At 46.0% G+C, this 23915-nt stretch carries 19 protein-coding genes and 2 riboswitches; of the genes, 7 read left to right on the top strand and 12 right to left on the bottom strand.

The features are described 5' to 3' along the window. Positions 1-101 precede the first annotated feature (101 nt). Positions 102-1298 carry a hypothetical protein gene (locus DWX62_RS07885; RefSeq protein WP_117680498.1) on the bottom strand — a complete coding sequence of 399 codons (1197 nt, stop codon included), beginning with the start codon at positions 1296-1298 and terminating at the stop codon, positions 102-104. 287 nt (positions 1299-1585) lie between these two features. On the opposite strand from DWX62_RS07885, the gene DWX62_RS07880 reads away from it, so the two are divergent. The 4 genes from DWX62_RS07880 (at position 1586) to DWX62_RS07865 (ending at position 8158) form a co-directional block, all read left to right on the top strand. Further along, entirely contained in the window at positions 1586-2275 is a 690-nt protein-coding gene (locus DWX62_RS07880) for a response regulator transcription factor (protein ID WP_005826729.1), read from the top strand. After that, positions 2250-4043, top strand: coding sequence for an ATP-binding protein (locus DWX62_RS07875; protein ID WP_120172693.1), 1794 nt, complete (start codon positions 2250-2252; stop codon positions 4041-4043). Before DWX62_RS07880 ends, DWX62_RS07875 begins: the two co-directional genes overlap by 26 nt. A 327-nt stretch (positions 4044-4370) precedes the next feature. After that, positions 4371-4572: riboswitch (cobalamin riboswitch) on the top strand. A 287-nt stretch (positions 4573-4859) separates the two neighbouring features. Then, a complete protein-coding gene (locus DWX62_RS07870) occupies positions 4860-6092 on the top strand; it encodes an Arm DNA-binding domain-containing protein (RefSeq protein WP_120172692.1) in 1233 nt (410 codons plus the stop codon). A gap of 87 nt (positions 6093-6179) precedes the next feature. Continuing rightward, positions 6180-6379: riboswitch (cobalamin riboswitch) on the top strand. Positions 6380-6784: 405 nt separating this feature from the next. Then, a complete protein-coding gene (locus DWX62_RS07865) occupies positions 6785-8158 on the top strand; it encodes a tryptophanase (RefSeq protein WP_005826739.1) in 1374 nt (457 codons plus the stop codon). A gap of 5 nt (positions 8159-8163) precedes the next feature. Here the strand turns inward: DWX62_RS07865 and DWX62_RS07860 are convergent, their stop codons facing one another. The 4 genes from DWX62_RS07860 to mutY all read right to left on the bottom strand — a co-directional run bounded on the left by DWX62_RS07860 (position 8164) and on the right by mutY (position 11764). Then, positions 8164-8793 carry a 4'-phosphopantetheinyl transferase superfamily protein gene (locus DWX62_RS07860; RefSeq protein ID WP_005826741.1) on the bottom strand — a complete coding sequence of 210 codons (630 nt, stop codon included), beginning with the start codon at positions 8791-8793 and terminating at the stop codon, positions 8164-8166. A 29-nt stretch (positions 8794-8822) separates the two neighbouring features. Then, positions 8823-10172, bottom strand: a complete 1350-nt coding sequence (gldE, locus tag DWX62_RS07855; protein WP_120172691.1) for a gliding motility-associated protein GldE — start codon at positions 10170-10172, stop codon at positions 8823-8825. 23 nt (positions 10173-10195) lie between these two features. Further along, the gene (gene ssb, locus DWX62_RS07850; protein ID WP_005826745.1) at positions 10196-10651 is read right to left on the bottom strand and encodes a single-stranded DNA-binding protein; all 456 of its coding nucleotides are present in this window, start codon (positions 10649-10651) and stop codon (positions 10196-10198) included. 72 nt (positions 10652-10723) lie between these two features. After that, positions 10724-11764 carry an A/G-specific adenine glycosylase gene (gene mutY, locus DWX62_RS07845; RefSeq protein ID WP_120172695.1) on the bottom strand — a complete coding sequence of 347 codons (1041 nt, stop codon included), beginning with the start codon at positions 11762-11764 and terminating at the stop codon, positions 10724-10726. Positions 11765-11921: 157 nt separating this feature from the next. On the opposite strand from mutY, the gene DWX62_RS07840 reads away from it, so the two are divergent. Both DWX62_RS07840 and DWX62_RS07835 read left to right on the top strand, forming a co-directional pair. Next, positions 11922-12197, top strand: coding sequence for an HU family DNA-binding protein (locus DWX62_RS07840; protein WP_005826750.1), 276 nt, complete (start codon positions 11922-11924; stop codon positions 12195-12197). Positions 12198-12432: 235 nt separating this feature from the next. Beyond that, entirely contained in the window at positions 12433-14007 is a 1575-nt protein-coding gene (locus DWX62_RS07835; protein ID WP_005826752.1) for an Rne/Rng family ribonuclease, read from the top strand. 80 nt (positions 14008-14087) lie between these two features. On the opposite strand, the gene DWX62_RS07830 is transcribed toward DWX62_RS07835, so the two are convergent. From DWX62_RS07830 to DWX62_RS07800, 7 genes are all read right to left on the bottom strand, one after another. Continuing rightward, a complete protein-coding gene (locus tag DWX62_RS07830; RefSeq protein ID WP_120172690.1) occupies positions 14088-15260 on the bottom strand; it encodes an iron-containing alcohol dehydrogenase in 1173 nt (390 codons plus the stop codon). Positions 15261-15268: 8 nt separating this feature from the next. Further along, on the bottom strand, positions 15269-16201 hold the full coding sequence (locus DWX62_RS07825) for a phosphatase PAP2 family protein (protein ID WP_005835967.1): 933 nt from the start codon (positions 16199-16201) through the stop codon (positions 15269-15271). Then, positions 16198-16851, bottom strand: coding sequence for a CDP-alcohol phosphatidyltransferase family protein (locus tag DWX62_RS07820; protein WP_005826758.1), 654 nt, complete (start codon positions 16849-16851; stop codon positions 16198-16200). Before DWX62_RS07820 ends, DWX62_RS07825 begins: the two co-directional genes overlap by 4 nt. After that, the gene (locus DWX62_RS07815; protein ID WP_005826761.1) at positions 16841-17368 is read right to left on the bottom strand and encodes a GtrA family protein; all 528 of its coding nucleotides are present in this window, start codon (positions 17366-17368) and stop codon (positions 16841-16843) included. Before DWX62_RS07815 ends, DWX62_RS07820 begins: the two co-directional genes overlap by 11 nt. Further along, the gene (locus DWX62_RS07810; protein WP_034523126.1) at positions 17353-17826 is read right to left on the bottom strand and encodes a phosphatidylglycerophosphatase A; all 474 of its coding nucleotides are present in this window, start codon (positions 17824-17826) and stop codon (positions 17353-17355) included. Before DWX62_RS07810 ends, DWX62_RS07815 begins: the two co-directional genes overlap by 16 nt. A 138-nt stretch (positions 17827-17964) precedes the next feature. Then, entirely contained in the window at positions 17965-19254 is a 1290-nt protein-coding gene (locus DWX62_RS07805; RefSeq protein WP_005835961.1) for an inositol-3-phosphate synthase, read from the bottom strand. 107 nt (positions 19255-19361) lie between these two features. Continuing rightward, a complete protein-coding gene (locus tag DWX62_RS07800; RefSeq protein ID WP_120172689.1) occupies positions 19362-21899 on the bottom strand; it encodes a DUF5686 and carboxypeptidase-like regulatory domain-containing protein in 2538 nt (845 codons plus the stop codon). A 188-nt stretch (positions 21900-22087) separates the two neighbouring features. Between DWX62_RS07800 and aspT the strand changes: the two genes are divergently transcribed. Further along, entirely contained in the window at positions 22088-23782 is a 1695-nt protein-coding gene (aspT, locus tag DWX62_RS07795; protein ID WP_119979490.1) for an aspartate-alanine antiporter, read from the top strand. Positions 23783-23915: the final 133 nt, after the last annotated feature.

Raw genomic sequence — 23915 nt, 5'->3', positions numbered from 1 at the left:
CTAAGTTCCCAAAGTACTAAAAAAAACAGAAATAAATTCATAAGTACCATCCACACAAAATCCAACTACAATTCCACATTTCAACAGCCCTCCCCCCCGCCTCATTTCCCTATCGGCTGTATTCTCCTTCTCACCTCTTTGGATATTTCCAGAAACATATAGTTCAGTTTGCCGGAATGAATACCTTCCTTATTCTGGGCATACTTCTTATTGGCATACTCCTTGGACTTGTCAAAGGTGATGCGCGACATCTGGTTCTGCGACTTTCCCACCATCGTCGAATCCAACTGTTCGTCCGGAAAGAAATCATCCAAATCCACATCACCAATCATGGTCGTTTCAAGGAAATTCATGTCTTTATGACTGGAATCCGTGTAGTATCCTACAAACATATGCCCCGGGGTGCGCACCAATATAGGTTCTATGTTGATGGCACGGAGCAGAGAAGCAAAAAGCACACTTCCATCCACACAGTTGATTTGCGAGGACTCCAAGGCGTCATCGAACGTGCGCACACGCTGTGAAAAGACCACATTGCTGGAAAGGCTCGTATTGGAGACCGAGCTATAACGGAACTTACGCTTCTGCAGTACATTCCACAAGGCATAAACCTGCCTGTCCACCACTTCGGCACCTCCCTGATAGCCTAAAAAACGGTTGACGATACGCGTATCCAGCGCTTCACGCAACAGCTTGTCAATCATAGGATTCTCCTCATTTACATATGCTGCAAAAAAGATGCCGGTATCATGGAATTTTGTACCATTCGTGACATACCCCAACAGACATTCATTAATGCTGCGAACGGAAAAAGTACGCACCCTCTGCCCCAAATCCTTGCCGTTCATCTCTACCATAACGGCCACACTAATGGGTTCCGCCTGGTTGTTATTCTTCAGAGCCTCATAATTCCATATGATATCAGGATAGATAATATACTCCGTACGCGGTTTTGCCAGCACAAACTCCGACACGGAACGGGAAAAGAACGGAGTCTCTGCAACCTCTACCCGCACCCGGCTATAAGCATTCCTCGAACGGACACGGACAGCGATGCAGGACTTCGGATTACCTACATACATGGAGTCTACCGGCACTATGACCTGAGCATCGGTAGTAGCCACCGAAAGGATACTGGAAGGGAATATATTACCGCCCAGTTCATCCGTAATCTCAAATCCCGAGCGGAAAGGAGCCGTATTCAGCCAGACAGAGCCGATTATCACTAAAAGTAGAGTTCCCATAATAACCGACAAATGTCTCTTAGAGAAACTCCTGATATACATAAGTTCTTTCATACAATTCAGTATTTACGAAGCAAAGATAATATTTTAATGTGACGGGGCTTTTAGATAAACGGGAATTTAATGTAACCCAAATGTAACACTTGTTTCATCATTCCGTAACAAATTAGCCTCACTTTTGTACCCAGAAAGCAGAAATGGCCTGCATCTCGGCACAACTTTTCATGTAAACATGAAAATTCTGCATTCGGTTTGCACTATTTTTGCCGATAAAAAGAAATAAAGTTTAACTTTGTGACAAGAAAATTGTTTTATTCCTGTCATACATAAACAACAAAGCAATGAACAATTACCGGATTTTAGTAGTGGATGATGAAGAAGACTTATGTGAAATTCTGAAGTTCAACCTCGAAAACGAAGGCTACGAAGTGGACACGGCGAACTCTGCCGAAGAAGCTCTGAGAATGGACATTGGCAGCTACAACCTACTACTGCTGGACGTGATGATGGGAGAAATTTCCGGCTTCAAAATGGCAAGTATGCTGAAGAAGGACAAGAAGACGGCCCAGATACCCATCATCTTCATTACCGCCAAAGATACGGAAAATGACACCGTGACTGGCTTCAACCTGGGAGCGGACGACTATATATCCAAACCCTTCTCGCTGCGCGAAGTAGCGGCACGTGTCAAAGCCGTACTGAGACGCACCCAACAAGGAGAGACAGAGCATGCACCGGAACAGATTGTCTACAAGACACTGGTGCTGAACGTCATCAAGAAGAAAGTCTGCATTGACGGTGAAGAGGCACCGCTCACCAAAAAAGAGTTTGAAATCTTATTGCTGCTTTTGCAGAATAAAGGACGCGTATTCTCGCGCGAGGATATACTGAACCGCATCTGGAGTGATGAAGTATATGTGCTGGACCGTACCATCGACGTAAACATCACACGCCTACGCAAGAAAATCGGAGTTTATGGCAAATGCATCGTAACACGCTTGGGATATGGATATTGTTTCGAAGCCGAATAACGACAGACACTTTCTGTCCTTCAGCCGGAAGCTTTTCCTTTCGGTCATTTCACTGTTCCTCATATTCGCCGCATGCTTCATCGCCTACCAGTATCAGCGGGAAAAGGAATATAAAGTGGAGCTACTGGACACGCAGTTGCAAGACTATAATGACAGACTACACCAGGAACTTCGTTATCTCCCCGACAGCCTATGGACTTCCATGCTGGACAGCTATATCTCCAAGCATGTAAACAAGGAACTGCGCGTCACCGTGGTAGACCTTCAAGGTAACGTATTGTTCGACAGTTCCCAGAACGGCAGCCATGAACTGGACAACCACATCAAGCGCCCCGAAGTGCAGAAGGCACTGAAAGCCGGCAAAGGCTACAACCTGCGGCGCATCTCCGAAACCACCGGCAGAACCTATTTCTATTCTGCCACCGTCTACAAAGACTGCATCATCCGCTCAGCTCTCCCCTACAACGTCAACCTGATGAACAATCTGGCTGCCGACCCACATTACATCTGGTTCACGGTCATTGTATCACTGCTGCTGATATTCATCTTTTATAAATTCACCTCCAAACTTGGCAGTGCCATCAACCACCTGCGCGAGTTTGCCAAAAGAGCCGACAAGAACGAACCCATAGACATGGACATACAAACCGCCTTCCCGCACAATGAACTTGGAGAGATTTCGCAGCACATCATACAAATATATAAGCGCCTGCGCGAAACCAAAGAGGCGCTTTACATTGAGCGCGAAAAACTCATCACCCATTTGCAAACCTCCCGCGAAGGACTGGGCGTATTCAACAGAGACAAAAAGGAGATATTGGTAAACAATCTGTTCACCCAATACGGCAATCTGATTTCAGACTCCAACCTGCAGGCTACCGAAGAGATATTCTCCATCTGCGAATTCCAGAAGATAACGGATTTCATCAACAAGGCGCAGAAGCGCCCCTCCTACAACGAAGAACGAAGGATGTCCGTACACATCAACAAGAACGGACGCACCTTCATCGTGGAGTGCATCATCTTCCAAGACCTCAGCTTTGAAATTTCCATCAACGACATCACCCAGGAAGAAGAGCAAGTACGGCTGAAACGGCAGTTGACCCAGAACATCGCCCACGAGCTGAAAACCCCCGTAAGCAGCATACAAGGTTATCTGGAAACCATCGTGAACAACGAAAACATTGCACCCGAAAAGATGCAGGTCTTCCTGGAACGCTGCTACGCGCAAAGCAACCGCCTGAGCCGCCTGCTGCGCGACATATCCGTACTGACCCGCATGGACGAAGCCGCCAACATGATTGATATGGAAAAGGTGGACATCAGCATGCTGGTTTCAAACATCGTCAACGAAGTGTCCCTGGAACTGGAACAGAAGCAAATCACCGTTGTCAATTCCCTAAAACCGAAGATACAGTTGCGGGGCAACTACTCTCTACTCTACTCCATCTTCCGCAATCTCATGGACAACGCCATCGCTTATGCCGGCACCAACATACACATCAACATCAGTTGTTTCCGCGAAGACGAGAATTACTACTATTTCAGTTTTGCCGATACCGGCATCGGCGTTTCTCCCGAACATCTGAACCGTTTGTTCGACCGCTTCTACCGTGTAGACAAAGGACGCTCGCGCAAGTTGGGCGGCACCGGCTTGGGGCTCGCCATAGTGAAGAATGCAGTCCTTATTCACGGAGGCACCATCTCTGCCAAAAACAACCAAGGCGGAGGACTGGAGTTTGTATTCACACTGGCAAAAGAGAGATAACAGCCCGTTTTACCACACCAAACAAAATGCTTTGCATACCTCCGGAGAAGGTTCTTGTGGCAAGTGTGGCTTGTATTGGTATCTTTTCACCTTACCGACATGACGGATTGCTTAAATCGCCTTAAGTCACTATCAATCAGAGAGTAATTTTGCCAACCTATTGCCATGCTTTTGGCAAACTTTTGCCATGCCTATGGCAAAGTTTTGCCAACGCGGTGACAAAGTCTTGCCAAGAGGGTGGCAAAACCTTGCCAATTTGTCGGCAAAAAGAAAGAGAGCAGGGAAGAAAATTTATCACCCATAGAATTGTTTTCTCAAAAAGAATCCGTATCTTTGTCATGCATTGGTTCGCTCCCCCTCTTCTGGGAAAGCGATTAAAAGGGAATCAGGTGTAAATCCTGGACAGTCCCGCTGCTGTAAGTTTCGTGCAACGTTGCAGACAATTACTCTATGCCACTGGAATATTCTTCCGGGAAGGCGCCTGCAACAGAAACAAGTCAGAAGACCTGCCATGCATACTTTATCATTGCTTTCGAGGAAAAAGCGTTGAGTCTAATGAGCCGGACAAACCGTCCATCATTTCATTCATCAAACCTAATTCAGAGAAAGTAAAGAAGGTAATAAACTCTGCCAAGTTTATTTGAATGCCAATTTGATGGGAATCACGTTGGCATTTTTCGTTTATAACATACTGTTATATTGTATATTACAAAATTTATCCCTATTTTTGCCAATAGTTAAAATCACTCAGTTTAAACCATAAAAGTTTAAACCAACTTTAAACCAAAATAAAATTGAACCCCGAAAAATAGGATTATGAAAGTCAGAAAAGAGTTATTCAAAAGTAAAACATTAACGAATGGAGAACACCCTATCGCCATTAGAATCCACCATAAAAAAGCCAAATTAGTAATGACGGGAGTTTCTACCAAAGCCGAATATTGGAATAAAGAAAAACTTGCTGTTAAGTGTCAAGACAAAAAATATAAAGAGAAAAATAAAATTGTCAATGACGAATATCTACGAATCTTACAAAGAGTGACAGAGTTCGATACAATCAACCGTCCATACGACTTAGACCTTCTCGCATCCCATGAAGAAATTACGGCTATATATAATGAAATTGACGACAACGATACTATTCCAATATACACTAATTTCTTTGATTTACTTGATGCCAAAATACAAACATACGAGGAAGGTAGTGCAAGAAAATATAGACAATTAAAAAATGCTTTGATTAAAATCTATGGAAATGAAATCGCAATCAAATCAATTAATAAAACATGGTTTGCAACTTTAGAGGAAAACTTAAAAGATAAAGGGGTTAAACAAGCCAAAGAATTAATCAAACGATTTATTACAACATATAATTGGGGATTCACAGAGGGGCATATTTTAAGTTATAAACCAATATCTTATAACAAGAGAGCCTACACAAGCATCATTGAAAAAAGGACATTAGACCTTGAAGGATTTACTTTTCTTCAACATCTATATAGTATCGGTACAAACGAACATTTAAATAATTGGCTAAATGAACCGTACACCTTTAATAATAATAGCTATTTTAATGCGATAAATATCTTTTTAATTATGGTTGCATTTGACGGATTAGCCCCTATTGATTTATCACATTTACGAATGAAGGATTTAAAACGTAAACAATACAAAAAAATGCCACTTGATTACACAAGAATTAAAGATTCCCAATACATGAAAGAATACAATAATAAAAATCAAATCATTGAATATTACTCAGTACAATTATTGAGACAAAAAACTAAAAGAGAAGTCAATATTAAATTACCTTGTTATATTATTGATTCCCTATTATACCCCTATTATTATGATGAGGTAGGTTTCAAAAAAAAAGAAGATGATTTCATTTTAAACGTATTCGACAAAAAGACTTACTCTCAATTAAGTAAGAAGCAAATATATAGCAGAATGTCTAATTATTGGAATACTTTAGCCGATGCACTTGGAAAATCAAAGAAAAAATATCTAAAAAAGATACTCTTTTTTGTTGTTAGTGCGCAAATTTAAATACGTAAATATAGTTACGTAAAAAGTGCGTATTGATTAGATTTTCATTTTTCCAAGTTATAACTTATGGAATTGCAATATTTATTCATATCTTTGCGGCACATTGGTTTGCAACTCTCGTACGAGAGGAGTAATTAAAAGGGAATCAGGTGTAAATCCTGAACAGTCCCGCTGCTGTAAGTTTCATATAAAAAGTTATAAACAACACTTTCGCCAATGGGAAATCCCGTGAAGGCAGTTTATAAACGAAACAAGTCAGAAGACCTGCCATGTAGTTTTTGCATCATTGCTTTCGAGGAAAGAGCATTGAATTTAATGATTATATTCATTCTATTCAGTTTCAGATTTGAGGGTTATTCTTGTTTCAAAATATTACTTTTGCAATATTTAACGCTATCGGACATCAAAACAAGAAAATAAAATGGCGCTAAAAACTTTAAACCAAAAGTTTAAACCAATACAGAGTTTTTAAATAATATATTTGATTTTCAATATATTATTAAATTTTAAAGTAAACTCTGCCAAGTTTATTTGATGATGTCCGGCCGAAGTGATTTCGTCCGGACATTTACATTACAAAAAGTCATATTTAAATTGGTTATTACATAGATTTTGCCTAAATTCGGCACATTAAACTGCAATAATCGGTTTATCCGTTAACCTATTGTCAAATTATTAAAGATACAGAGTCTATGGAATTACCATTTGCCGAAGCATGGAAAATCAAAATGGTGGAACCTATCCGCAAAAGTACCCGCCAGGAACGCGAACAATGGCTGAAAGAGGCCCACTACAACGTATTCCAACTCAAATCGGAACAAGTTTATATCGACCTCATCACCGACTCGGGCACCGGAGCCATGAGCGACCGCCAATGGGCAGGCATGATGCTGGGTGACGAAAGCTATGCCGGAGCCACCTCATTCTTCAAACTGAAGGAAGTCATCACCCGCCTCACCGGATTTGAATACATTATCCCCACCCACCAGGGACGCGCTGCCGAAAATGTACTCTTCTCCTATCTGGTGCACGAGGGCGACATTGTGCCGGGAAACTCCCACTTCGACACCACCAAAGGACATATCGAGGGACGCCGGGCATTGGCTCTGGATTGCACCATAGACGAAGCCAAACAGACACAGCTGGAAATTCCCTTCAAAGGCAATGTAGACCCTAAAAAACTGGAAAAAGCATTACAGGAACATAGCGAACGGATACCGTTCGTCATCGTCACCATAACCAACAACACTGCAGGCGGCCAGCCGGTTTCCATGCAGAACCTGCGCGAAGTCCGCGCCATTGCCGACAAGTACGGCAAGCCCGTTCTCTTTGACTCGGCACGCTTTGCGGAAAATGCCTACTTCATCAAAATGAGAGAAGAAGGTTACCGCAACAAGAGCATAAAGGAAATTACCCGCGAGATGTTTGACCTTGCCGACGGTATGACGATGAGTGCCAAAAAAGACGGTATTGTCAACATGGGCGGATTCATAGCCACCCGCCGGAAAGACTGGTATGAAGGTGCCAAAGGCTTCTGCGTGCAGTTCGAAGGCTACCTTACTTACGGAGGCATGAACGGTCGTGACATGAACGCCCTTGCCATCGGCCTGGATGAAAATACTGAATTTGACAATCTGGAAACCCGCATTCACCAGGTGGGCTATCTAGCCATGAAACTGGATGAGTACGGGATACCCTACCAACGTCCCGCAGGCGGCCATGCCATATTTGTGGATGCCCCCAAAGTGCTGACACATGTGCCCAAAGAAGAATTCCCGGCACAAACACTGACCGCTGAGCTCTATCTGGAAGCAGGCATACGCGGCTGCGAAATCGGGTATCTGCTGGCAGACCGCGACCCGGTGACCCGCGAAAACCGCTTCAACGGCCTGGACTTGCTCCGGCTTGCCATCCCCCGCCGCGTGTATACCAACAACCACATGGATGTGGTGGCAGCCGCTTTGAAAAATGTATATGACAAACGGGAAAGTATTACCCGCGGAGTGCGCATCACCTGGGAAGCTCCGTTGATGAGACACTTCACGGTACAACTGGAAAGGCTGTAAGAGATTTACAGACTCAATGTCAAGACAAAATCCGGAAACAAATAATAATGAATAGTGAACCGGCGTTTCTCCACCGTACGATATTCTTCGGCGGAGAATACGCCGCTTTCATTTACAGCAAAAGGCAGAATGCGCATGTGCCCGCGAAAATCAACCTCGGAAGCATTCAGGCATTTGAACATGGTCTCCTTAGCCGACCAGTGCAGCAACAGTGACCAAGTGTCGGTTCCGCGAAACACGGATGGCTGTTCATCTTCGCGCATGAATTTATGTGCCACCTTCCTTACCCGCTCACCATACTGCTCGATGTCAACACCCACTTCCCGACCCGGCAATCCCAAGACAACAGCCACATAACCTTTCGTATGCGAAATACTGAGAGAGGCGGAGTCATCCGCCAGATAAGGTTTCCCACTGGGATGATAGGCAATCTCTTTCTCTTCTCCCGACAGAGTATAAAGCAATACGCGGACAGCCAGCCACTCCAAACGGCGGTGTGCCGCGGTGAAGCGCCGCATACCTTCCCGGTATACTTCCTGATGAGGAAGCATGGCCAGCAATTCCTCCGGAGATTCCTCCGTTTTCCAAATTCCCCATCGACAGGGAAGAGCGGTATGTTGCAAGAAGAGGGGCACGGAACAATTTAAAAATTAATAATTAAAAATTAAAGGGAAGAAGAGTTGGGTTCTGCCGGGGCATTTACTGTGAACTTCACTTTCAGGATACGGCGGTTGTCCATCTCCAACACCTCAAACTCATAACGGCCGTAGGTCACCTTTTCATGGAGAGCAGGAAATTCCCCCTTCAGTTCCAGCAGAAGTCCGGCAAGCGTATCGGCATCCCCTGCCACCTCATCGAACGTTTCCTCGTCTATCTTCGTTATTTTATAGAAATCAGTCAGCTGGGTCTTGGCTTCAAATACCCAAGTGTAGTCATTCAGTACGGCATATGTACGTTCTTCATCATCGTATTCGTCATGAATTTCGCCCACAATCTCCTCAATAATGTCCTCCATGGTGACAATGCCCGACGTACCACCGAACTCATCGACCACAATGGCTATATGAATCTTGTTTGCCTGGAAATCGCGCAGCAAATCATCAATCATCTTGGTTTCGGGCACAAAATAGGCGGGCCGGATAAGCGACTGCCAGCGGAAATTATCCCCTTTGTTCAGATGGGGAAGCAAGTCCTTGATATAAAGCACCCCCTTGATATTGTCACGGCTATCCGCATAGATGGGAATACGGGAGTAGACATTCTCTACGATACACTTCACCACATCTTTGAAAGGGGTACGGATATCCAGGTCCACCACATCAAGGCGAGAGGTCATGACCTCCTTGGCCGTTTCCCCGCCAAAGCGGATGATACCTTCCAGAATATTATTCTCCTCCGAAAGCTCTGCCTTGTCGGTCAGCTCCAACGCATGCGAGAGTTCATCGACCGATATGTTATGGTTCTTGCGGACCATATGCTTGTTCAGGAAAGAGGTGGAACGTACCAGCATAGATGCCATCGGATAGAATACGGAACGGCAAAACGTGATGCCGGGAGCGGCAAAACGGCAGAAAGCCAGCGTCTTCTGAGCCGAATATATCTTAGGCATGATTTCACCGAAAAGCAACAGCAAAAATGTAAGGACTACTGTCAGAATGAGGAACTCTGCAATGGGAGAATGAAATTGGAACACATTCATAAAGAAGAAGTTGCAGAGCATGATTATGGTTACATTCACGAAGTTGTTCGTAATCAGAATCGTTGCCAACAAACGTTCGCTGTTGTCCAGCAGATTACTGATTTTCTCATCCGAAGGATGCTTTCTCTCCGCTATTGCATTCAGGTCTGACGGAGAAAGAGAGAAAAAGGCTATTTCGGAAGCTGATGCAAAACCGGAAACAAGCAAAAGCAAACCTGCCAACACAATGGCTACAACGGCCGAAATAGAAGGAGTCTGTACGGATATACCGTTAAAAACATCTGCCAACTGGCATAAATAAGCGTCTGGGTCCAAAGATTTTGGTTTTAGTTAAACAATTAGAACGGCAAGTCGTCCGTCGGGTTATCTTGTGCAGGGGCAGCCTGCGGTTGTACTGGTTGTTGTGGCTGGGGGGCGGCTCCCGCCTGCGGCGCATAAGGGCCAGCACCGGGAGTTGCCGTTCTCGGAGTCAGCATCTCCATATTGTCGACAAATATCTCAGTCACATAACGCTTGATGCCTCCCTGGTCATCGTAAGAACGGGTACGTATCTTACCTTCCACGTAAAGCTTATCGCCTTTATGCACATATTTCTCAACGATTTCGCCTAAACGGCCACGGAATATCAGGTTATGCCATTCGGTACGGTCCGGAATCTGCGTACCATTCTGCAAAGTGTATCCTTTCTCCGTAGTGGCCAAAGAAAGCTGGGCAACACAGTTTCCACCTTCATAATAGGTTATTTTAGGGTCTTGTCCCACATTTCCTATCAATATCACTTTATTTACTGACATAAGCTTCTATTTTATTAATTTGCTGCCAAAATTAACGAGAATATTCACACCATGCAAGAATACAAACAACTTTTATACATATTTCTCCAAGAAAGCATGTATCAGCCGGGGTACCGCATAACGGCCCAAATCTTCGACTGCAACCCGTTGGTAACTTGAGAAGGAGCTCGAATTATCGGGCAGAGTAACCTCGTAGAAGTTGGTGTAAATCACTCTGTGGGACAATACGTGCTTCACCCCCCGAAGCAGTATACGGACCATCCGTACCTCTCCCTCTGCAAACAGCGCATGAAACTGCGGACATGCCAGAAATTCCTCTTCGGATAAATCTTTTTCCGTTTCAACCAGAGGCAATTCAAAGAGATTTTTCCAGATATCGTCCTCCGTCCTCTTATGTATCAAGGTATGCGCGCCCATGCGTACATATATATAATTAAAATAGCGGTTGGTGGTCTTGGTTCTGTGCTGCTTCACGGGCAGTTGCTGCACCTTTCCTTCAGACAATGCCCGGCAGCTGCCGGACAAAGGACAAAACAGACAGTTGGGCGACTGCGGCGTACACTGCACGGCTCCGAAGTCCATAATTGCCTGGTTATAATCTGCCGGCCTGGATTTATCGAGCACCTCACTCGCCAAAGCGGTAAAAGTCTTTTTCCCTTCAGTAGAATCAATGGGAACATCGATGCCGAAATAGCGGGAAAGCACCCGATACACATTCCCGTCGACCGCCGCATAAGGCATGTCATAGGCAAAGGAGCAGATGGCCGCTGCCGTATAATCCCCCACTCCCTTCAAAGCACGTACCTCTGCATAGGTTTTCGGAAATGTCCCCTTCATGCTTTTGGCTGCGGCATGCAGGTTGCGGGCACGCGAATAGTACCCCAGGCCCTGCCAATATTTCATCACTTCGTCCTCGGACGCAGCAGCCAGCGACACCACATCCGGGAAGCGTTTTATGAAACGCAGAAAATACTCATACCCCTGCGCCACTCTTGTCTGTTGTAAGATGATTTCAGAAATCCATATCAGATAAGGGTCCGTGGTATTTCGCCACGGAAGGTCGCGTTTGTTCTCCGCATACCAGTCCAACAATGTTCCGCTAAAAATATTCATGCTGCAAAAATACTTCATTTTCAGCCTAACAAAGCTTAATGCCAAGACTTTTTTAGAAAATTGTCCGAAATATATTTTTTAGAGCCACGGAAAAGCTATATATTTGCAGTCCAAAAAATTAGGAAAACTATAGTAATAATATTTTTTTTAAAGAAAAATGACTAAAGCTGATATTGTAAACGAAATTACAAAGAACACCGGAATTGATAAGACAACCGTACTTACAACCGTTGAAGCATTCATGGACGCAGTAAAGGCATCTTTATCCAAAGATGAAAATGTTTACCTCCGCGGGTTTGGTAGTTTTGTAGTGAAGAAAAGAGCTCAGAAAACTGCACGCAACATCTCCAAGAACACTACAATAATCATTCCGGAACATAACATTCCGGCATTTAAGCCTGCAAAAACGTTCACCCTCTCAGTGAAGAAATAATAAACAATAGTATTAACCCATAAAAATTTTGAAGCTATGCCAAGCGGAAAGAAGAAAAAAAGACATAAAATGTCTACGCACAAGCGTAAAAAAAGACTAAGAAAGAACAGACATAAAAGCAAAAAGTAATTTTTAGTCTAAAGGACAAAATAAAGAACAAACTTGTGAAGCAAAATGTCTCGCGGGTTTGTTCTTTGTTTAAGTAGTAAATAGAATCATTTAAAAGCCAATTATTGTGACAAGCGAACTCGTTGTAGACGTACAGCCCAAAGAGGTATCCATTGCACTGCTTGAAGACAAGCAGCTGGTGGAACTCCAGAGCGAAGGAAGAAACATCTCCTTTTCGGTGGGCAACATGTATTTGGGACGCGTCAAGAAATTGATGCCCGGCCTGAATGCCTGCTTCGTGGACGTGGGTTACGAGAAAGACGCTTTTCTTCATTATCTGGACCTAGGTCCTCAATTTAACTCGTTAGAGAAGTACGTAAAGCAAACTTTAAGCGACAAGAAGAAGCTGAATCCCATTACCAAAGCAACCATACTTCCCGACCTTGAAAAGGACGGAACGGTTTCCAACACACTCAAGGTGGGACAAGAAGTAGTGGTGCAAATTGTCAAGGAACCTATCTCTACCAAAGGGCCGCGACTGACTTCCGAGCTTTCCTTTGCCGGAAGATACCTCGTGCTGATTCCCTTCAATGACAAGGTTTCCGTATCACAAAAAATTAAATCGAGCGAAGAGCGCGCACGCCTCAAGCAACTGCTGATGAGTATCAAGCCGAAAAACTTCGGCGTCATCGTCCGCACCGTGGCCGAAGGAAAACGTGTTGCCGAACTCGACGGAGAGCTTAAAGTATTACTGAAACATTGGGAAGATGCCATTACAAAAGTACAGAAGGCCACCAAATTTCCGACACTGATTTACGAAGAAACCAGCCGTGCCGTAGGACTGTTGCGCGACTTGTTCAATCCTTCCTTCGAAAACATCCACGTGAACAACGAGGCTGTGTACCACGAAATCAAGGATTACGTAACCCTCATCGCCCCTGAACGGGCAGGAATCGTGAAGCTGTACAAAGGTCAACTCCCCATTTACGACAATTTTGGTATCACCAAACAAATCAAGTCATCATTCGGCAAGACCATTTCATACAAAAGTGGTGCCTACCTGATTATTGAGCATACTGAGGCGCTTCACGTAGTAGACGTGAACAGCGGTAACCGCACCAAGAATGCCAACGGGCAGGAGGCCAACGCACTGGAAGTGAATCTGGGTGCAGCCGACGAACTGGCACGCCAGCTCAGACTAAGGGATATGGGTGGTATCATCGTGGTGGACTTCATCGACATGAATGAAGCCGAAAACCGACAGAAGCTTTACGAACGTATGTGTGCCAACATGCAGAAAGACAGAGCACGTCACAACATCCTGCCGCTCAGTAAATTCGGACTGATGCAGATTACACGCCAGCGTGTACGCCCGGCTATGGATGTAAATACGACGGAAACCTGCCCCACCTGCTTCGGTAAAGGCACCATCAAATCGTCCATCCTCTTTACGGACACCTTAGAGAGTAAGATTGACTACCTGGTCAACAAATTGAAGATAAAGAAATTCTCGTTACACATCCACCCGTACATCGCAGCCTACGTCAATCAGGGACTCGTCTCCTTGAAACGGAAGTGGCAGATGAAGTACGGATTCGGTATCAAGATTATTCCAAACCAGAAATTAGCATTCCTGGAATATGTATTCTACGACCTGCAAGGGGAAGAGATAGACATGAAGGAAGAAATCGAAATCAAATAAAAAAGACGGCGAAGGGTATTTATCTTCGCCGTCTTTTTTAGCTCTTGCTTTGGGGGAGCTCTCCCCAAACATGCCTTTCGTTATAAAGCCAAACGATAGATTTCCCTGCAATCAGTCATGGTCAGCTTCACGTAGTTGCCAAGCAGTTCGCCTTTATTGCGCCGCAGACTGACGAGCATACGGTCTATATCGGGATGCTCGATACCCAACTCCTTAAAGCCAACCGGCAAGCCCATGTAACGGAAAAAGTGTTTCAGTCGGGCAGTACCTGCCAAAGCCATCTCTTCCAAATCTTCGGACTTGGGTATATCAAAAACACGATGGGCAAACTGGGCTATCTTTGCCGGATTATGTTCCGCCATAAAAGCCATCCAGGCAGGGAAGATTACAGCCAAGCCGGCACCGTGGGCTACATTATAGATAGCACTGATTTCATGTTCCAGTGCATGGGATGCCCAGTCTTCCTCACGCCCTACTCCACAAGTTCCATTATGCGCCACAGTGCCACACCACATAATGTTGGCATGCGCGGCATAGTTGTCCGGTTGCTGTTTCACCCGGTAAGCTTCTTTAATGATAGCTGTCAAGGTGCCTTCACAAAGCCGGTCGCTGATTTCCACATCCGGTGTATTCGTGAAGTAACGCTCCATGATGTGGGCCATCATGTCGGCAATGCCACAAGCCGTCTGATAAGCCGGGAGGGTGTAGGTCAGTTCAGGATTCATGATGGAAAATACGGGACGCAAATGCTCGGGGGCACAGAGACCCAGTTTTTGGAGTGTCTCTGTCTTGGTAATTACCGTATTGCCCGAACCCTCGCTTCCGGCAGCCGGGATAGTCAGCACCACGGCTACTTTCAACGCTTTCTCCACCTTGGCACGACCGATAAAGAAATCCCAGAAGTCCCCATCATAGAGGGCTCCGGCAGCAATGGCCTTTGCCGTATCTATGACCGAACCACCTCCCACAGGAAGCATCATATCCACCTGCTCACGACGGCAAAGCTGAATACCTTCGTATACCTTCCCGTCAATGGGATTGGGCTGGACACCTCCCATTTCGCAATAAGCCACACCGGCTTCCTGCAAGGATTGCTTCACCCTATCCAGCAGACCACTCCGTACAACAGAACCGCCTCCATATACTATCATCACTTTTTGTGCACCATACTTACGCGCCAATGCACCGACTTGCACTTCAGTATTCTTGCCAAAGACAAACTCTGTAGGACTATAAAAAACAAAATTATTCATTGTATACCTTATTTAATGTATCGACTGTATCTTTCAAAGAAGCGTCCGAACGCTCCCCACTTCATCAGTCCTTTCTCAAAAACAAAAATACCCAGCAATGCACAAGAGATGCCCAGCATCACATCAATCAGATAATGGTGTCCCGAATAGACAGCCGTCCACCAGATACCGACCATAATCACCGCAAACAACGCTATCAACCACTTTTTGCTGCGGTCCATAACCGCGTAGGCCAAAGCCACCACCATATAGGCGGCATGGAGCGAGGGCACTGCCGCAAATACATTGGCATTCCTTCCGTAAATGGAGTTGAAGATGGAGCATCCCAGCAATTCGTCAAAGCGCCCTAAGCCTGCCACATTGCCCGGAGTGTCGAGTATCGGCTCGAAACCATAATTCATGGCATACCAGGGCGGAGCAGCGGGATGGATGTAATAGCCGGCAAAACCGATGAGATTAACCAGCAGGAACACCATCGCAAAACGAAGATATACCTTACGGTCACCCTTCAGATAGAGCCACAACCCGAATGCAATGGGAACCGGTACCCAACAGAGATAGAATATCCCGGCAAAGAAATCGGCAACAGGACAATGGTTCAAAGCAAAATACTCACAAGGGATAAGGACAGCACCGTCTACAGACAAGCCAAAAAGGGATTTTTCTGCCTCATAAAGTCCTTTTACATCAATGGGATTCACCTGGTAATTGGGATATACGCGCATCCAGTCATACGAAATGCCGAATATGAAAAACGGCAACAGCGCCACTGCCAACTTACGGGTTGTCTGTCCGGCAAAGAACAATAACAGAAATACACCCCCCATCAGGAAATGTTCCGGACGAAGCCCGATACAGACCGCTGTCAGAATCAGGAAAAACGCTGTGATGACAATCACCAGCACTGCCTCTCTCACAGAGGGAAACAAACTATTTTTCATTCCTTGTCTTTCAGTAGTTTATAGCAATGCGCCAAGCGGGCAAATGCCGTCAAATTCGCCAATATTGCAATCACTGCCATAGGCACAATTAGTATCAGCATCGGGTCGAATAAAGTACAATCACCAAAGATACCGCAGAACATGGCACCGAGGGCAGTCAGCACAACGCGTTCGGGGCGCTGCATGAAACCGACTTTACACTCCAGCCCCAAACCTTCGGCACGGGCACGCACGTAACTCACCATCAGCGAACCTATCAGCGCAATGAATGTAATGATGGAGCCCCACAAATAGCCTTGCAGCATCAGGTAATAGAAGATGCCGAACAATGTCACGAGCTCGCTGTAACGGTCGAGTACGGAGTCGTAGAGCGCACCGAAAGTAGAACTCATTTTACCCACGCGTGCCACACGTCCGTCCATCATGTCAAACAACCCGGCAAAGAGCACAATACCGCCTCCCCAGCCCACATAGGCCAGTTCACCACTCTTGTACACCCCGGCATACACAAACAAGGCAGCCGCCACGATATTCAGTACCAGCCCCGTAGTCGTAATAAAGTTAGGCGTAATGCCAATTCTAATCATACCATGCACCACAGGATTGATAATCTTGTATATCACCTGCTGCAACCAATCTCTATAATTCATATTCGTCTTTTTTGTTCTCTAAATAATGTTTCAGAAAGCCTTTTATATTGTGATTACGATAAACGAAAAAACGTTGCAGATGGTAGTTCCAAAAAAAAGCTACCAGCACTGCTACTATTATCTTTGACAGAATAAATACATTGTCTATATAATATCCCAACAGCCCATTGACCCATGTCATGCCCGTAAGCCACTCGGTCAGTGCAAAAGTGCCCCAGGTATTCAGTATAATGCTGCCTCCCCAGACAAAGAGATATTTCACGGCAACATGCGTTTTCTTACAGTCTTCGGCATGGAACACCCATCCGTAATTAATGGCACAGTTTACAATGCCTCCTACCACGGAACCCGTGAATGTGGCATAAAGATAAAAAACAGCAAAAGCCTTTACCAGAAGGATAGTCACCAGAAAATCGACAAAGCTTGCGAATTGCGCAGAAATCTGGGCCTTGAAGAAGATCCAGACAGAATGGCGCCACGACACACCTTTGCCATTTGATTTCAACTGATTATCCATCTTGCCACAATCAAAATTATAAATCCGTAGACTCCGGACAGAATATCGTCCATCATTACCCCGATTCCACCCGGCAGACTTTCCATACGGCGAATGCCCAAGGGCTTGAATATATCAAACAAGCGGAACAAGACAAACGCTCCCAACGCATACCATACGTGTCCGGCAGGCGCTGCAAGCAAAGCAATCCACACACCGACCATTTCATCGACCACCACGCGCGAAGGGTCTTCGCCCCAAGATACCTCCAGGCGGTTGGCAGCCCAGATACCGGCAAGTGTAAATACCAAAATCAATGCTACTGTCAGCCACAAAAGGCAGACACTTGAAACCAGATAAGACAACCCGAACCAGATAAGCGTAGCCAGCAAAGCTCCCGCAGTGCCGGGTGCAAAAGGAGAAAAGCCCGAGCCAAAGCCCGTACCGATAATGACTGGGAGGAGGGAGGGTTTCTTCATCAAAAAAGTAATGAGGTGATAAATGCGATAAAAACGGTAAAGTGATAAATGCAATAAAGTAATAAAAGTGATAAAGTGGTAAAGTGCTATCACTCTATCACCTTACCACCTTATTTCTATCACCTTATCACTGTTTTTTTAATCCAGATAACTTGGTGCAGTTTCACCCACCATGTTGCGGAGAGTCTCTTTCACCATGCGCCATTGCTGGAACAAATCGTGTACCGGCTCATGCTCGAAATCGTGCATCGGGCTCTTGCAGAAGAAGGACAGCCACGTCTGGATGCCGCACATGCCTGCACGCAATGCCAAATCACTGAAAATAACCAAGTCGAGCGCGATGGGAGCAGCAAGAATGGAGTCGCGACACAGGAAGTTAACCTTGATTTCCATCGGATAGCCCATCCAGCCGAAAATATCGATGTTGTCCCATGCTTCCTTGTTATCCTTACGAGGAGGATAGTAGTTAATGCGTACCTTATGATAAACATCACCGTACAAGTCAGGATATTTCTCCGGTTCGAAGATATTGTCGATAACAGACAGCTTGCTGACCTCTTTTGTCTTGAAGTTCTCCGGTTGGTCGAGTACCTCGCCGTCACGGTTACCCAGAATATTCGTAGAGAACCAGCCGCTTACACCCAACATACGGGTCTTGAACATCGGAGCAAGCACCGTCTTCATCAAAGTCTGGCCACTCTTGAAGTCCTTACCGGAAATGGGCACATTCATTTTCTTGGAGAATTCCCACATGGCTGGAGTATCCACACACAGATTAGGAGCACCCATAATAAACGGAGCGCCTTCTGCAATGGCAGCGTATGCATAGCACATACTCGGAGAGATTACTTCAGTATTGTTTTCCTTCATTGCCTGTTCCAAAGCAGCGAGAGATTCGTGCTCCTTGGACAGAGGAATATATATTTCGGTACTTGCAGCCCACAGCACAGCAATACGCTCGCAGTTATTGGCTGCCTTGAAGTTACGGATATCCTCACGCAACTGCTCTGTCATTTCCCAGCGAGTAGCAGCCTTCTTAATATGCGTACCGTTCAAACGTTTTGCAAAATTGTGGTCGAATGCAGCAGGCATCGGCTTGATGGCTTGCAGTTCGTCTTTTACCAAATTCAAGTCTTTCTCTTTCAAAACCTCGGCATACATAGCAGCTTCGTAGGCGTTGTCCGGGAAAATGTCCCAACCGCCGAAAACGATATCATTCAAATCAGCCAAAGGCACTATGTCTTTGATAAGTTTTTCCTTGCCATCCTGCATGCGCATAGCAGCCATTTGTGTGATTGAGCCTATAGCTTTTGCCAAGCCCTTGCGAGCAGCTAATGTACCGGTAATCATGGTGGTTGCAACCGCACCACCTACTCCGACTACCAGCACGCCCAGGCGTCCGGTTGCCGGCTTAATGTTTTCTTTCATTGCCATTGTATTATTTAGAGTTTAAAAAATTGCTCAAATTTAGGGTATTTTACTCAATTGGGATTAGTCATTTTATCCGATTTAATGTCCTATTAGTAAGATTTAAGTTAAAATGTCATGTGTAGACTGATTCTGAGCCCGGATTTGTCGATATTTGGTAAATTTCGGTAAGTCAAACGCCATACATAATCGACACGCAATACTTTGAAAATATTTTCAACACCTACACCTGCCTCTACGTATGGCGTATGCCCCATTGTAGTGCTGCCGGCAGGAAAACGGAACAAATCCTGCTGAAAAGCCGGATTATTCTTATCACTCAAATTCCCATACAAGCCGCGACAGGAAAGCACTTCACGCCATTTCAACTTTTTCAACAAAGGAATACGGTTGAAGAGCCAGCCGTTCAAGTAATAGGTCACATCCCAGGAAGCGTATTCATCGTTCATGAATTCCATGGCATTCATCAGTGAATAGGACTCGGGCTGTATGGTATAGGACAAGTTCGCGTTGGGAATGACGAGCAAAGGGAAAGGAACCTTATTCCAGACTTTTCCGGCTTTCAGGATAACGTCCGTATAACCGAATGCCGAGAACCAGAAACGCTTTTGAAAACCCGCTTCCGTATAGTGATAGGTATAGTCTCCTCCCAGTACCCCTTTGGCAGCCATGGTATGTGTAAGCGAAAAGACCGGAGCATCCAGCGAAACGGGGAAACGGTTCCATTGGGTCTGGAAGAATTTCTCGTTGGGAGCATAGCGCAGCTTCAATTCCAGCTCACTGGTCGAAATACTTTTTACATACGTATTACGGTCATCCTGCTTGACGAAAGGAATCAGATGGGATGATTCATCTTTACGCAGGCGCGCCGTCATCTGTACGGAAAAGCCGGAATGGAACTCATTGGTATAGGTCAGTTCCGCCTTCCGCTGATAACCGATACGGTCATCCTTCTGACGTTTCAAAGCAAGAAAAACATTGTCCTGACTGGTATAAAGATAGTGTTGTCCATATTGATTGACATCTGACAAGTAACGGAGCTTCAACGAATGTATAGGAAATTCATTGGCATATTCCTTCTTCTTATGAAAAGAATATTCCAGTTCGGCAAGTCCTTTTACACGATGGTCGCGAAAACCGTATGCCATATACCCCCTACCGAACAGATGCGGATTGAGCCATGCCGTCGTCATACCGCCGGCACGCAAGCGCACCCCTTCCAGTGTATTTCCGCTGATGGTGGTATTCATCATACCGATATAGAACAAAGGTTCTTTTTCCTTCGGAGCGGGAATATACCCCGTGAACAGCACCTTCAACACTTTCTCCGTCCAGAAATAAACGGGATAGCTGCGCAACTGGGCCATCATCTTGTCCACCGAAGTTTCTTTCTTGCTGACTTCCACCTGGCGGTTGGCATCCCAATATGCTTCCGAATAGCCGGAAGCCGATGTCTCTTCAATCACCTTTTCCGGTTTTCGGAAAGCCTGCAGAGCCTTGTCATCCGGTTCATACTGATAATTTCTGTAATACACATCCCGCTTGGCATAAATACCGTCACTATTGTCCACCAACTTGAACTCCGTAGTGATACTCTCATTGAGCAACTGCCTCGTACCGTCCTCCGCGCGGTCAAAATTCTGTTCAATCTTCATGTAGTCCACAAAGTTCAGATTTATTTTCTGAGGAAAGTTCATGACGGCACGCTTTACAAAATAGGTACTGTCCAGCATGACGTATAAATGTCCCGTAAAACCGAACGACTCGGAGTTGAAAGGGACAAATGTCAAGTCAACACAAGGCTTTCCGGCAACGGTAAGCGTATCCATCAGATAATATTTGTAGAAAGACGGCCCAAGGGAGGAAAGCGGACTGACAAACTTATTGGTGAACAAGGTGATGTTGTTCTCATAAAGGTCTACATCGGTCATGGTGACACTGATAGCCTGCTCCATACCCTGCTGGGAAAGCATTTCGTCCATTCCTGCCTGCCTGCGGGCGGTGACCCACTGTTTCCGGCTATGCGGAGACTTGCGGTAATAGTCTGTGGCAAGCAACTCACGGTTGGAGATGGCCAGTACCGGCCTGCCGGTAACGGCAGAGGTATCGACATAATCCGTCAGAAACTTGAACTTACGGTAAAGCCACTTCTGTTGCTTCAAGCTGTCGAAGTTATTGATGGCAAAAGTCATCTTTTCATAGCGGTCACGTTTCCAGAAGTCGCGTTCGTCGGGCGAATAGTCATCCCGATGCTCTATCATCTTGCGTACAAACTCCACTGCGGGATTATCCTTTTTCTTATACCGTTCACGTTTCGGCTTCACCACCACCTCATCCAGTGCATAAGTGGCTGGCGAAAGGGCAATATTGAACTTAGAAGACTTTGCAGGATGAATCAGCCGGACATATTCATTATATCCCACGGCCGAAATGACCAGCGTGGCCTCCGGGCGATAGGTCTTGAAGGAAAAACGGCCGTTATTGTCCGTCATCCCTCCCTCCGTAGTTCCTTTCAGATAAACTGACGTATAAGGCAACGGCTCCTTCGTCAACGAATCGGTGACAACGCCTTGCACCATATATTGTGCTCTCAATGGAAGAGTAACCAGCTGGATAAGCAGAAATACCCTAAAAAACAACTTCATACCTTGTTTTACCTAATTTGGATGGCAAAGGTACGGAAGAAAACTTTTTCTTAAAGTTCGGTTTTACGGAATAAATGTTCTAAAAAACTCCTTTTGTATAAAACACTTCCCGTTAAAAGCCGTTGTATAGCGAAACGACGCTCCAGAAAGCATCGGAACAACCAATATATAACCTAAACAACTTGATTATGGAATGGATTTTCAACCAGCTCAGGGAACGCCCCGAACTTGCCATTTTCCTCACTATATTCCTGGGATTCTGGCTGGGGAAACTGCGTATCGGTAAGTTTACGCTGGGCACAGTGACCAGTGTACTGCTTGTAGGCGTACTGGTAGGGCAACTGAATATAGCCGTACCGGGTCCGATAAAGTCGGTATTTTTTCTGCTTTTCCTTTTTGCCGTGGGCTATAAAGTGGGTCCCCAGTTCTTCCGCGGACTGAAAAAGGACGGATTACCCCAAGTAGGCTTTGCCGTACTGATGTGTGTATCCGTACTGTTAGTGACCTGGCTGCTGGCCCTGATGATGGGCTACAATGCCGGTGAAGCTGCCGGACTGCTGGCCGGTTCGCAAACCATCTCCGCCGTCATCGGAGTGGCAGAAGACACCATGGCCAATATGGGACTGGACGAGGCCCAACGACAAAGTTACGTCAACATCATTCCCGTATCCTACGCCGTCACCTACATTTTCGGTACGGCAGGCTCGGCATGGGTCCTATCATCCATCGGTCCCAAGATGCTAGGCGGGCTGGAAAAGGTGAAAGCCGCCTGCAAGGAACTGGAGGCGAAGATGGGCAGCTCTCTGGCTGACGAACCGGGATTCATGCCGGCGGCACGCCCCGTCACTTTCCGTGCCTACCGGGTCGAAAACGAATGGTTCAAGAATGGAAAGCGGGTGATTGACCTGGAAGTCTACTTCCGGCAGCACGACAAACGTCTATTTGTGGAACGCCTCCGCAAATCCGGAGTTGTGGTGGAAGTCAGCATGAACATACAGATAGAGCCGGGAGACGAAGTAGTGCTAAGCGGACGCCGCGAATACATCATAGGCGAAGAAAGCTGGATAGGGCCGGAAGTACAAGATGCCCAGCTCCTGGATTTTCCTGCCGAAAAGTTACCGGTTACAATCACACGCAAGACGGTTGCCGGCAAGACGGTTGCAGCTATCCGAAGGGAAAAGTTCATGCACGGTGTCAGTATCCGGAGCATCAAGCGCGCCGGAATATCCATTCCCGTGCTGGCACAAACGGTAGTAGATGCCGGCGACGTCATCGAAGTGGTAGGTACCAGGCAGGAAGTGGAAGCAGCAGCCAAACGTCTAGGGTATATAGACCGTCCTACCAACCAGACGGATATGATATTCGTAGGCCTGGGTATCCTTGTCGGAGGTTTGTTCGGAGCACTTTCCGTCCATATCGGCGGCATCCCCATCAGCTTGAGCACAAGCGGCGGCGCATTGATTGCGGGCTTGTTCTTCGGCTGGCTCCGCAGTAAGCACCCCACCTTCGGGCGCATTCCCGAACCTTCACAATGGGTGTTGAACAATGTCGGTCTGAACATGTTCATCGCGGTAGTGGGCATTTCGGCAGGTCCCAGTTTCGTGCAGGGCTTCCACGACGTAGGTATCAGCCTGTTTCTGGTGGGAGCAGCAGCCACCACCCTGCCGCTGATTATCGGCTTGCTGCTGGCAAGGTATGTTTTCAAGTTCCATCCGGCACTGGCTTTGGGCGTCTGCGCAGGGGCACGTACCACTACGGCCGCTTTAGGCGCGGTGCAGGATGCCGTTGAGAGCGAAACGCCTGCTCTGGGATACACCGTGACCTATGCCGTGGGCAATACCTTATTAATAATATGGGGTGTAGTCATCGTTTTGCTAATATAAGACGATTCTGTACCAATGCTTACTAATCCAGAGCATTCAAAGAATTATTGCCGGAAATGCAAGCGACTATATACCCATTCACTAATAGCTATTCATCCGACAGCTGTCGGACGATAATTCAACAGTTGTCGGA

The sequence above is a fragment of the Bacteroides sp. AF20-13LB genome (genome assembly GCF_003603065.1).
GTDB lineage: Bacteria > Bacteroidota > Bacteroidia > Bacteroidales > Bacteroidaceae > Bacteroides > Bacteroides uniformis.
Note: the sequence above shows the minus strand (reverse complement) of the source record. Positions and strands in the feature narration are given on the sequence as shown.

What these genes read in the sequence shown, in the direction of transcription:
- DWX62_RS07830 (WP_120172690.1), bottom strand. Translation starts at nt 15,260, where the DNA reads ATGAATAATTTTGTTTTTTATAGTCCTACAGAGTTTGTCTTTGGCAAG.
- DWX62_RS07840 (WP_005826750.1), top strand. Translation starts at nt 11,922, where the DNA reads ATGACTAAAGCTGATATTGTAAACGAAATTACAAAGAACACCGGAATT.
- mutY (WP_120172695.1), bottom strand. Translation starts at nt 11,764, where the DNA reads ATGAATATTTTTAGCGGAACATTGTTGGACTGGTATGCGGAGAACAAA.
- DWX62_RS07870 (WP_120172692.1), top strand. Translation starts at nt 4,860, where the DNA reads ATGAAAGTCAGAAAAGAGTTATTCAAAAGTAAAACATTAACGAATGGA.
- DWX62_RS07800 (WP_120172689.1), bottom strand. Translation starts at nt 21,899, where the DNA reads ATGAAGTTGTTTTTTAGGGTATTTCTGCTTATCCAGCTGGTTACTCTT.
- DWX62_RS07815 (WP_005826761.1), bottom strand. Translation starts at nt 17,368, where the DNA reads ATGGATAATCAGTTGAAATCAAATGGCAAAGGTGTGTCGTGGCGCCAT.
- aspT (WP_119979490.1), top strand. Translation starts at nt 22,088, where the DNA reads ATGGAATGGATTTTCAACCAGCTCAGGGAACGCCCCGAACTTGCCATT.
- DWX62_RS07880 (WP_005826729.1), top strand. Translation starts at nt 1,586, where the DNA reads ATGAACAATTACCGGATTTTAGTAGTGGATGATGAAGAAGACTTATGT.
- DWX62_RS07865 (WP_005826739.1), top strand. Translation starts at nt 6,785, where the DNA reads ATGGAATTACCATTTGCCGAAGCATGGAAAATCAAAATGGTGGAACCT.
- DWX62_RS07825 (WP_005835967.1), bottom strand. Translation starts at nt 16,201, where the DNA reads ATGAAAAATAGTTTGTTTCCCTCTGTGAGAGAGGCAGTGCTGGTGATT.
- DWX62_RS07875 (WP_120172693.1), top strand. Translation starts at nt 2,250, where the DNA reads ATGGATATTGTTTCGAAGCCGAATAACGACAGACACTTTCTGTCCTTC.
- DWX62_RS07810 (WP_034523126.1), bottom strand. Translation starts at nt 17,826, where the DNA reads ATGAAGAAACCCTCCCTCCTCCCAGTCATTATCGGTACGGGCTTTGGC.
- DWX62_RS07805 (WP_005835961.1), bottom strand. Translation starts at nt 19,254, where the DNA reads ATGAAAGAAAACATTAAGCCGGCAACCGGACGCCTGGGCGTGCTGGTA.
- DWX62_RS07885 (WP_117680498.1), bottom strand. Translation starts at nt 1,298, where the DNA reads ATGAAAGAACTTATGTATATCAGGAGTTTCTCTAAGAGACATTTGTCG.
- ssb (WP_005826745.1), bottom strand. Translation starts at nt 10,651, where the DNA reads ATGTCAGTAAATAAAGTGATATTGATAGGAAATGTGGGACAAGACCCT.
- DWX62_RS07820 (WP_005826758.1), bottom strand. Translation starts at nt 16,851, where the DNA reads ATGAATTATAGAGATTGGTTGCAGCAGGTGATATACAAGATTATCAAT.